Below are 9,673 nucleotides of genomic sequence, written 5' to 3'. Positions count from 1 at the left end.
ACAAAAGAAGCGGCCTGAAAAAAATCAGCCCCTCCCCCCGCGGGGGGAGGGGCTGAGCGGCACCACCGGAGCTATGGAGTTAGCCTAAAGACATAAAGTGGTGGTCCAAAAAGAGGGACCACTTCTCCCTTGATTGTGGCCAAACCCTCTGGAATGCTTCAATGTTTGTGTTTTCTGCCAATTTTGCGAAGTCCACGCCTACCTGTCTCTGATTGAAAAATCTAATTATTCAAGACACTCATTACTCAAGACTCTCTCGCAAATCTGGTTAAGCCGATAAATAACGGGAGACCATGCGCTTACATTGCTTTAGGGAACTCCCAAAGCAAGAAGCCCCACTCAGGAATTTGCTGAGCAGGGCTTCTTTTTTTGGGTGTCAGTACCGTTAATGCCAGTTGCCGAGAATTATATATTCGCTTTTTGGTTTTGGCTTCAATGATGCTGCTTCTTCCCAAAGAAGGCGATCATGGTACCCGTGGGCCAGAATCGAATTGTTCTGGATCTGGTGTTCGGCTCCTGAGCGGCTTAGATTATTGTCGCTGATGATGGCCGAAGCATCCCTGTTATACTGGAACATAACTATCTTCATGGTGTTTTCCTCGAAAATCTGTATCTCTTTTAGCCCTGGAGTAACTGCAGCGCCAATTGCGGCGTCTGATTCGCCTGGGTGAGGATGGAAACACCAGCCTGCTGAAGAATATTGTTTTTGGTCATGTTGGAGGTTTCCTGGGCCACATCCGCATCAAGGATACGACTGCGGGCTGCGGAAAGGTTCTCAGAAACATTCAGCAGGTTGGAGATAGTCGATTCAAATCGATTCTGAATGGCACCTAACAAGCCACGTAAGTCATCGATCTGGCTGATGGCGCCGTCGATAGCCTTGATTGCCTCTGTGGCGCCTTCAACCGTACTGATGTCGATGGTGTCGACAGAGTACAGGTCACTTGCATTGGCTACACCCGATGCGGTACTGAACAGTGAGCCTGAGCTGTTGTCCAGAGAGCTACTGATGTTAAAGTTACCTGTACTGTAAAAAGTGACCTCGCCGCCGATAACGGTGGAATCAGTCGAGCTTCCTGTATTGCCTGCCAGGACGACGCGTGCGCCTTCATTGCCTGTGACCGATATGGTATCGGCTGCCAGGTTGCCGCTATGGCTGTAATCACCGATTTTTATGTCATATCCTTCCGACTGAACCAAATCGATACTTTTTTTATCGCCGCTTAAGGTCGCGATAATACCAGTATTGCCAGACTGTTCGTTAATGGCTGTTGCCAAGGCCTCCAGGTCATCTGTGGTGACGGTCGCGCTTACCTCTATGGCCTCGGTGTTGGATCCCTGCAAGGCGAAGCTGATGGTTCCATCCGTGATCAGGTCAGAAATGGTTGCAGTTGTCCTGGCTTCAGCGGTCACCCCTGTTAAGGAGGACTCAAGGTTAACGTTGTGGGCGATGGTGTAGGCATCGTCATCTGTTTCGACTATGACATCCTGTGTATCGTCCGGCCCTACAATCGTCAGAGTTTGGGCCACGACATTATTTCCGCCAGTGGTGGAAGAAACACCGGTGCTGGTCAAGCCTTCAGTATTTGGATCGACACCGAGGGCGTCACCGTTGGATGTGACCGAGGCTAAATCTGCAGACGAGTCAACGTCGTAAGATACTCCAGAACGCTGTACATACGCTTCGGAGCCACTCGTGGTGAGTGTTCCCGAGGAGGTTCCAGTGTAGGTCGCTGAAACCGCGGTGGTGCCGGATCCGGAAACCCGAAGGTTGGACAGTTCAATATTTTCACCGGTTGTGCTCGAGAAGACAACACCTGTGCTAGTACCGTCGGTGAGAAGTGTTACTGCTCCCGGCATGGTGTCACTTAAAGCGGTGGCAAGGTCTTGAATAAAGGTGTTGCCTGAGGTCGCGGTAATAGTCAAATCAGTTGTTGTTGATCCATTACCAATTGTCAGGGTGACCTCATCACTGCTTAGGTCACTCCAGGAGCCACTCGCCGCAAAATCAACCGTAACGCTATTTGTTGCATAGGAGGCGGTTGTGGCGACGCCTGCAGCAGAGTCAATTGGAGTTTTAGCAAGAAGGGCGGACATGCCATCGGTCAGGGGTGCTGTTTGCGTGGTGCCATCGCTAAACGTCAGGGTCAGATCCTGAGCGGGCAGCGCTGCTACCTGGGCTGCAGTCAGGTTGGCTGATGCCGAGCCACCAGAGCCACTACCTGCCAAGGAAGGAGAGGTGATCGCACTGCTCCCGGAGGATGTGGCTGCCTCGATTCCGACAACATTGGTCGATTCCAGAAGGTTAATGCCCAGATCCGCCGACTTGGCCGATGGAATAGAGAACGTAATCGTTTCGTTGGCATTGGCTCCAACCTGAAATTGGGCATTGTTCAGTGTGCCATCGAGTACGTTTCTGTTGTTAAAAGAGGTGCTGGAGGCGATGCGGGTCATCTCCTGCTGGAGCTGATTCACCTCAGCCTGCAGGGAAGCACGATCAGAGGCGCTATTGGTATCATTTGCCGCCTGAATGGACAGCTCGCGCATACGTTGCAGGATATTGGTGGTTTCTTGGAGCGCGCCCTCTGCAGTCTGTGCCATGGAAATACCGTCGTTGGCATTTCGGGCAGCCTGGTTGAGACCGCGAATCTGGGAGGTCATCCGGTCGGAGATGGCAAGACCGGCGGCATCGTCCTTAGCGGAGTTGATGCGAAGCCCGGAAGACAGCCTTTCCATTGCGGTGGCCAAGTCTCCCTGGGATGAGGTTAAATTTCTCTGTGCATTTAGGGACGCGACGTTTGTATTAATCGTTAAAGCCATGGTTTCCTCCATGAATTTACTAGCCGTGGTCGTCCTATAGTTGACCTTGGGCTAACGATACAAACGTAACTTTTCTCTCAATGCTTACTTCATTCTCTCGATGTACTCTTCGGAGTGATCTGGAAAATGGTTAAGAACTTTTTTGGAAAAAAATAAAACAATAAAAGATGTATTAACAGCAGGTTGCCTTCGTTAGTTCGTTTTTAACCGCTTCGCTTTCCTGAAAGAGGCCCCAGTGAAGCTCTTTCCTCTTTGCGTAAAGTTATTGCAGGGCAACGGCTGGCGGGCGATCTAGGGAAGGAGAAAGGAACTCTTGAGCTGTGAATTTCAGAGGATAAGCACAATTGGAGGGCGCTTGCTAAACGGAGAGGAAAAAGAAAAGCCGGACAGAGGTCCGGCTAAAAAAGATCAATTTGCTCTGTGTATTTATTCTTTTTCCACTTTCGGGAGTGGTGTCCGGATATCGTAACGTGGGTCCTCAAGAACAACCTGAATACCTTTCCTTGACTCGGGAGCGTAGAGGATAGGGCCTGAGAGATTAAGTGTAATTTGTTTATCTTGGGTCACAGTCACAATGGCCAGGACAAAACAGGCTCCGTTTTCATCAATTCCGAGCTTTTGGCGTTCTTTTTCATCGGGAAGCACCGCGTAATCCAGGAAAAAATTGGTCGGGTCGGTGACAACAAAGGCAAATGCCGGATCATCAACGCTCTGGATCCAGAAGAGAGGCCCTTTTTTTTCGTTGGGCATTACCAGAAAATTTTTCAACTGATCAAGCCCAACCAGTCCCTCGGGAAAATGGATCACACTGGAGGGATCGTATTGCACCTCGCCGAAACGGGTATTGATTGTTTTCATTTTTTTAACGTCCTTCCTGCTAACTGATCACTGAGGAGATCAAGATCGTTCATATCCCAACCGGCCGCGGCTTCAATATTTTCCTGACGGATGCGATCGTACACTTCCTGCCGATAAATTTTGGTGTCACGGGGCGCATCAATACCAATGCGGATGCCACCACTTTTCATCTCGATAATTTTTATCGTTATATCATCCCCGATAATTATGCCTTCACCGGGTTTTCTGGTCAACACCAGCATAGAATCATACCTGAGTCAGTTCGGAAGAATCCGAAAGTAATGTAGAGAGAAAGATGTTTTTTTCCGACTGGCATAACTATACCAGAGGTTGGGAAAATGTTTAAGAACATCTTTCACGATAGTATCCTGTAAACAAGCGTAAAAGGCAAGCAGTTTAGGAGAGTTGAAGCCTGTCCCACAAATTTATTGTGGGACGTGTACCTTTTGAAACCGATGCTGCATTGAGCAGAAAAGGCTATGTGGAACTGCAGGGCTGCAGAAAGCTCGTCTTTTGATAGAGCTTAAATGAAATCGAGGATCGACATGGAAGAGACCTGTGCGGTGACGCTCAGCGCTGCCTGAAAGGCTGTTTCTTGCTGAATAATCGCATTAAAGGATTCAACAGCATCAGCGTCTTCATAGCGGGAAAGGACCTGGGACAGGTCAACCTTGACCCCTTCCTGATAATCCATGGCCGTTTCGACCCGACTGGCCCGATTTCCCAACTGCGAACGGAGGCGTCGGTTTTGTTCAGCGGCCCCTTCAAGATCATCCATGGCTGTTTGCATGGCAACTTGATCACTGCTGCGCAGGGCCTCTTCAGCCTGAGTGAGTTCCAGGAAAAGATCATAGCGCCCGGTTTCGGTGCTGTTGTTGGTGGAGGTGGTCGTATCCCAGGTGCTGGTACCAAAAAAGAGATCATTCCCGGTAAGATTCACCGTGAGTCGCTCACCTGTGGTTATTTCAAGCGAAGTCGCATTTTCATCGCCTTGGTACAGGTAGGGCCATGTCGCAGAATCATTGGGGTCGTAGGTGAGGGGATCGTAGGAAGGATTCTCTACAAAGGGAACGGTGTCTTCCTCATAGCCACCAAAGAGATACTTGCCATCCACCATGCCGTTGGCCGAGTCGAGCAGTTCATTCCGCAGCTGAGCAATTTCATCGGCAAGGACCGTCAGATCGTCATCGTTCATTGCGCCGTTGATAGCGTTAGTCATGATCTCCTTAGTACGCTGCATGATGTTTTCCACATGCTCAAGGTGACCATCGGTTGCCTGCATGGTATCCAGGGATTTGCCCATGGTCTCAAGATTACGGTCAATATTGGAGATCTGTTTTCGCGTGTTGAGTACCGGCCGGACTGAGGCTGGATCATCGGATGCACGGTTGAGTTTCTTGCCTGTGGCACCAATGGTGCGCAACTCTTCAAGCTGCAGGGCAACGTCATTGACGCGGGAGCCCAACATGCGATAGGTGGTTCCTTGTGTGGCTTTCATGGCTTATCCCTTGAGTTGAAGGAGTGCATTCATCATTTCATCAACCGTTGAGAGAAATTTGGCTGATGATTCAAATCCGCGTTGATACTGAATAAGGTCAATCATCTCTTCCTCCAACGAAACGCCTGAATAGCCATCACGCAGGTTCTGCAGTTGAATGGATGCGTCTTCAGCACCGGAAAGCGCCAGCTTGTTGCGCGCGGACTCGATCCCAACATTCGCCACCATTTTGGCAAAATAATTATCAAAGGTGTCACCTGTGCTCCCCACATGATGGGTTACTTCAAGTTGGGCAATAGCCAGGGCGTTTTCATTGTCGCCGGGCGCTGCCTCCGGATTACCGGCTGCTGCAATTTCTGAGGCATCGGAGATGGCAAGTACCACATTGCGACTTGCAACCTGGCCAACAGGCAGTGCAGTTATATCGTTAAAAAAGAGTCGTCCGGTAACACCGTTTGAATCATAGCCGGTCAGATGCTGGCTGTTGACAGTGTCTGTCAGATCGATGGCTAATGTATTAAGATCGTCCTGCATGTCGGCAATAAAGACATCGCGCATCTCAAACATGCCCCTGAGCCGCCCGCCGAGGTTGTCAATATCGACGTCCATGGTCACACCGGTGGTTTCCAGCTGAATTTCGACATTCGTTCCTTCAGTCACGGCCTTGAATTGTGCAGAGATGTTTCCTTGGACCAAGGGTTTGCCCCCGGGAAGTTGCACACAGAGCATACCGCGACTATCGGTATAGGTTTCAATGCCAATGGTCTCGGAGAGATCCTGGACGATGAGGTCTCGTTGATCCCGGGCGGCATTGGCTGTTTGTCCGTTAATTTCGACCAGGCTTATTCGCTCATTGAGTTTGGCTATTTCCTGTATTTTTTCGTTGAGATAATCAACCTCACCGGTAATTTCGGTGTTCATGTTGGAGACAACCGTATTCAGCTCATTGGTTATGGAGGCAAAGGCTTCGCCGAGTAAATTCCCACGTTGGATCACTATGTCGCGTTCAACTTCACCACTGGGGTTTGCGCTCAATTCCTGCCATGCATCAAAGAAGTCATTGATCTGGGAGGCAAGATTGTCCTCCCCCACCGAAAAGATTCGCTCTAGCTCAGAGAGAGAGTTAGAGCGACCGCTTTCCTCGCCATACTCTATGGTTTTGTCTTGCAGTTGACGGTTGATAAACACGCTGTAGTCACGACTGACATCAGAAACGGTGACGCCCTGACCGACAAAGAAATCCCCAAAGTTCACCGACGGGATCTGCATGAGCTCGGCTCGTTGCCGCGAGTACCCTTCGGTGTTGACATTGGCAATGTTGTTGCCAACGATCTCTATCGACTTTTGGTTGGTCAGCAGGCTGGTTTTGCCAGCGTTTAATGCGTTGAGCAGGCTTGACATGAGTGAGCTGATCTCCCGAGTATCGAAAAAAATTACAGACTGTATAAACCTCGCCTGTCACAGTCTGGTAGGGACCAGATGTAACAGTTTGTTTCATAGTGTTACTATCGGCAGATACGCGGAAAAAGTTTAGAAAAAGTGGAGAAGGGGAGAGGGGGTAATGTATTGATGAAAAAAGAAAAACCGCCGGACAGCGGTTGGGAGAGAGGGGAGATTAGATTGTTCCGGAGAGGAGGCGGCCGCCACCAGCTGCGTTGCCGGCTTTTCCGTACGGATTATAGGTGACCGGTGCGGATTTACGACCAAAGAATTCCATGGTTTCCTGAATCCAGTTGAGCGTCGCACGATACAAAAACGCGTTGCGTCTGTTTTCATGCTGGATCGATCGAGCAACCTGCTGATCCTCAGGGTGCAACTCTTCGACGGAGTTGAGTGCCTTGATCAAGGTCTCTTTGCGGCGAACAGCGGCCATCATAGCAGGCAAGTCAAGTGCCTTGGCGTATTCGCGTTCTGCAGCGATTATGTCTCGTAACTGAATCAACAGTTCACGTACAGTTTCGCGTTCCATGCTCTTATCCGTTTTGTTGACTCATGTGATTTAACAGGGCCGATGCAACTTTTGTCAGATCAGGGTTATAAGAACCATTTTGAATCTGGGCTTTGAGTTCATTGACCCGCGCACTGCGCTCAGTATCCTGCGTCTCTTTCACGGCAGTGGAAGCTGTGGCAGTTTCAAGTGTTGATGAAAATTTAGCACTTTCTTTGGCTTCTGCCTTAGCAGATTTCTGTGCACCTGTTGTTTGCTGTGCACCTTTGGTACCACTTGGTCCACCAGGGATGCTAAAAAAGTTGACAGTCATCACATTCACCTTAAAGAAATTGGATTACGCCTCAGTTTCAGATTGAGCAACCCAGTTATCAAGTTTTTCCATAACCGCATCGTATGTGTCGTAGGAAATGTCGGGTAACCAATCACCAAAGGCTTCTTTGGCTGCGGCAAATCCTTGATCAATCCCTTCTTTGATTGCTTCGATGCGGGAAGTATCGCCTCCGGCGATGCCAATGGCAAACTGAAAAATCCGCTCGGATGTTTTTTCTACACCAAAATACCCATCTTCGCTAATAAGTTCCTGCGCTTGCTCTGGCTCAATGGTCTCGAGGTTAACCTCGGTCTCTCCCATGGAGATTTTGGTGTTAAGGCCTTGTTCCTGCAGCAGATTGGCGACCCAGGCCCGCAACTTGTCATATCCTGCCTCTGCCATATCCTGCAGTTGCATGGTTCCATTATAGGTCAGAGCCGAGGAGGATTTGCTGCCAAAACTCACCGATTCCGTGGTGCTCGTCTGGCTGCCATCCTGCTTCAAAACCGTTGAAGTCCTTTTTATTTCAAGGTTTTGGCTCTTGGTGGAAAGATATGTGTTACTTGCCTTATTGGCGCTGATTTCATTAACCATTTCCCGCCTCCCTGCTTCTTTTATGGGCCTTCCTGGCTCATCTGAAGAGAACTTTTAGGTTCCCGTTAGGTATATATCGGTACTGGTCCAAAAAAACTTTACAAAAAAAATGAAAAAAAGTGCGAGGCGAAAGAAAAGACCGTAATTTTGTCACCCTGGAACAGGGGGCGTCATAGAGTTATTTACTCTCCGGTAGAATTTTTTCCATTTGACGATACATCTGATCGGCAAGCCCCAGGCTCTGACGGCGTGAAATCTGGCTGGCAATGTCCTGATCAATCATGTCTTGGTACATTTCGGTTGCATGATCGCCTTTGAAAATCCCGCCTTCGGGGACTGTTTTGCGCATGGATTTAAACATGGACTGGATAAAAATGGCCTCAAAATCCTGGCAGGCCTTTTTTAATGCAGCCCGGTCTTTGACCGCATGAGTGTCAGGCGCTTTCTGGGTATTACCTACGGGAATCTTGGGTGTAAGCTGTGTTTTCATAAGCGTATCCAAAGAGGTTTTAAAGAATGACCAACTCTCCATGCAAGGCGCCAGCTGCTTTAATCGCCTGAAAAATGGCGATAAGATCGCGAGGGGTCGCGCCGATGGCATTGAGGGCACGGGCAATATCCCCCAGATTGGCGCCCTGGTTCATCACCACTAGGTTTCCCTTGTCCTCAATCGCTGCTGCGTTGGTTGTCGGCGTGGCCACTGTTGCCCCTTGGGCCAATGGGTTGGGTTGAGAGACCTCGGTACCTTCTGTGACCACTAGGTTGAGGTTGCCATGGGAGACCGCCACTGTTGATATGCGCACATCCTGGCCCATGACAATGGTACCGGTGCGTTCGTTGACCACAATTTTTGCTGGGAGATCTGGTTCAACCTCAATGGACTCTAAATCTGCGATAAAGGTGACCTGATTACCATCAAAATTTTGGGGACGTTGTACTTGTATCGACCGAGAGTCAAGTGGGCGGGCTGTGCCGTCACCAAAATGGGCGTTAATCGCCTCGACCATCCGTGCTGCAGTGGTGAAGTCGGTTTCACGAAGTTGATAGAGCAGGTTGCCGGAGGGGGGGAGGGCAAAGTTGACCGCCCGTTCAACCAGCGCACCGTTGGTAATACGACCGGAGGTTGGAAAATTTTTCTGGACTTTGGCGGCCTTTCCTCCAAACGAAATACCTCCCACCGCCAGGGGGCCCTGGGCAACAGCGTAGGTTTTTCCATCGGGGCCTTTGAGGGGGGTCATCAACAGCGTGCCACCTGTGAGGCTTGAGGCATCACCAATCGATGAGATCTGAACATCAATGGCTGAACCCGGCCGAGCAAAGGGAGGGAGCTGGGCTGTCGCCATGACCGCAGCCACATTTTTTGTTTTCATCTGGCTGAAGACATCATCTGTCATCGCCATCCCCATACGTTTGATCATGTTGACCATGGCTTGCTTGGTGAAGACAGATTTTTTGATATCATCCCCGGTGCCATTAAGGCCGATAACCAGCCCGTAACCCATGAGCTGGTTGGAGCGGACCCCTTCGATATCCGCCAGATCCTTGATACGGGTTGCCCAGACCGGAGAAAGACTGACAAACAGCACCAGAAAGAGGCTGAGCAGAGAATAAATTACGCGGGATTTCATAGTCTCGTCCATAA

General features: G+C 49.9%; 11 protein-coding genes and 1 pseudogene. All 12 read right to left on the bottom strand.

Features of this window, described 5'->3' with window-relative positions:
- Positions 1-385: 385 nt before the first annotated feature.
- Positions 386-589, bottom strand: coding sequence for a hypothetical protein (locus JWJ90_RS19790; RefSeq protein WP_205228953.1), 204 nt, complete (start codon positions 587-589; stop codon positions 386-388).
- A gap of 29 nt (positions 590-618) precedes the next feature.
- Positions 619-1,200 (bottom strand): flagellin, encoded by a 582-nt coding sequence (locus JWJ90_RS24005; RefSeq protein ID WP_420828930.1) that lies wholly within the window; start codon positions 1,198-1,200, stop codon positions 619-621.
- A gap of 27 nt (positions 1,201-1,227) precedes the next feature.
- Positions 1,228-2,820 (bottom strand): annotated as a pseudogene (locus JWJ90_RS23780) (flagellin N-terminal helical domain-containing protein); the annotation flags it as partial.
- Positions 2,821-3,246: 426 nt separating this feature from the next.
- Positions 3,247-3,678 carry a flagellar assembly protein FliW gene (locus JWJ90_RS19775; protein WP_205228952.1) on the bottom strand — a complete coding sequence of 144 codons (432 nt, stop codon included), beginning with the start codon at positions 3,676-3,678 and terminating at the stop codon, positions 3,247-3,249.
- The gene (gene csrA, locus JWJ90_RS19770; RefSeq protein ID WP_205228951.1) at positions 3,675-3,920 is read right to left on the bottom strand and encodes a carbon storage regulator CsrA; all 246 of its coding nucleotides are present in this window, start codon (positions 3,918-3,920) and stop codon (positions 3,675-3,677) included. Before csrA ends, JWJ90_RS19775 begins: the two co-directional genes overlap by 4 nt.
- A 281-nt stretch (positions 3,921-4,201) precedes the next feature.
- Positions 4,202-5,176, bottom strand: a complete 975-nt coding sequence (gene flgL, locus JWJ90_RS19765; RefSeq protein WP_205228950.1) for a flagellar hook-associated protein FlgL — start codon at positions 5,174-5,176, stop codon at positions 4,202-4,204.
- A 3-nt stretch (positions 5,177-5,179) separates the two neighbouring features.
- Positions 5,180-6,577, bottom strand: coding sequence for a flagellar hook-associated protein FlgK (gene flgK, locus JWJ90_RS19760; RefSeq protein ID WP_205228949.1), 1,398 nt, complete (start codon positions 6,575-6,577; stop codon positions 5,180-5,182).
- A gap of 214 nt (positions 6,578-6,791) precedes the next feature.
- Complete coding sequence (locus JWJ90_RS19755) at positions 6,792-7,145, bottom strand: flagellar protein FlgN (protein WP_205228948.1); 354 nt, start codon at positions 7,143-7,145, stop codon at positions 6,792-6,794.
- A 4-nt stretch (positions 7,146-7,149) separates the two neighbouring features.
- Positions 7,150-7,437: a flagellar biosynthesis anti-sigma factor FlgM gene (gene flgM / locus JWJ90_RS19750; RefSeq protein WP_205228947.1), complete on the bottom strand. Its 288-nt coding sequence runs from the start codon at positions 7,435-7,437 to the stop codon at positions 7,150-7,152.
- Between the two features lie 24 nt (positions 7,438-7,461).
- Positions 7,462-8,031, bottom strand: a complete 570-nt coding sequence (locus JWJ90_RS19745; RefSeq protein WP_205228946.1) for a hypothetical protein — start codon at positions 8,029-8,031, stop codon at positions 7,462-7,464.
- Between the two features lie 178 nt (positions 8,032-8,209).
- Positions 8,210-8,521 carry a rod-binding protein gene (locus JWJ90_RS19740; RefSeq protein ID WP_205228945.1) on the bottom strand — a complete coding sequence of 104 codons (312 nt, stop codon included), beginning with the start codon at positions 8,519-8,521 and terminating at the stop codon, positions 8,210-8,212.
- 19 nt (positions 8,522-8,540) lie between these two features.
- Positions 8,541-9,671: a flagellar basal body P-ring protein FlgI gene (locus tag JWJ90_RS19735; RefSeq protein WP_420828929.1), complete on the bottom strand. Its 1,131-nt coding sequence runs from the start codon at positions 9,669-9,671 to the stop codon at positions 8,541-8,543.
- Positions 9,672-9,673: the final 2 nt, after the last annotated feature.

Source organism: Desulfobulbus rhabdoformis, from assembly GCF_016919065.1.
GTDB lineage: Bacteria > Desulfobacterota > Desulfobulbia > Desulfobulbales > Desulfobulbaceae > Desulfobulbus > Desulfobulbus rhabdoformis.
Note: the sequence above shows the minus strand (reverse complement) of the source record. Positions and strands in the feature narration are given on the sequence as shown.

What these genes read in the sequence shown, in the direction of transcription:
- JWJ90_RS19790 (WP_205228953.1), bottom strand. Translation starts at nt 589, where the DNA reads ATGAAGATAGTTATGTTCCAGTATAACAGGGATGCTTCGGCCATCATC.
- JWJ90_RS19775 (WP_205228952.1), bottom strand. Translation starts at nt 3,678, where the DNA reads ATGAAAACAATCAATACCCGTTTCGGCGAGGTGCAATACGATCCCTCC.
- csrA (WP_205228951.1), bottom strand. Translation starts at nt 3,920, where the DNA reads ATGCTGGTGTTGACCAGAAAACCCGGTGAAGGCATAATTATCGGGGAT.
- flgL (WP_205228950.1), bottom strand. Translation starts at nt 5,176, where the DNA reads ATGAAAGCCACACAAGGAACCACCTATCGCATGTTGGGCTCCCGCGTC.
- flgK (WP_205228949.1), bottom strand. Translation starts at nt 6,577, where the DNA reads ATGTCAAGCCTGCTCAACGCATTAAACGCTGGCAAAACCAGCCTGCTG.
- JWJ90_RS19755 (WP_205228948.1), bottom strand. Translation starts at nt 7,145, where the DNA reads ATGGAACGCGAAACTGTACGTGAACTGTTGATTCAGTTACGAGACATA.
- flgM (WP_205228947.1), bottom strand. Translation starts at nt 7,437, where the DNA reads ATGACTGTCAACTTTTTTAGCATCCCTGGTGGACCAAGTGGTACCAAA.
- JWJ90_RS19745 (WP_205228946.1), bottom strand. Translation starts at nt 8,031, where the DNA reads ATGGTTAATGAAATCAGCGCCAATAAGGCAAGTAACACATATCTTTCC.
- JWJ90_RS19740 (WP_205228945.1), bottom strand. Translation starts at nt 8,521, where the DNA reads ATGAAAACACAGCTTACACCCAAGATTCCCGTAGGTAATACCCAGAAA.
- JWJ90_RS19735 (WP_420828929.1), bottom strand. Translation starts at nt 9,671, where the DNA reads ATGGACGAGACTATGAAATCCCGCGTAATTTATTCTCTGCTCAGCCTC.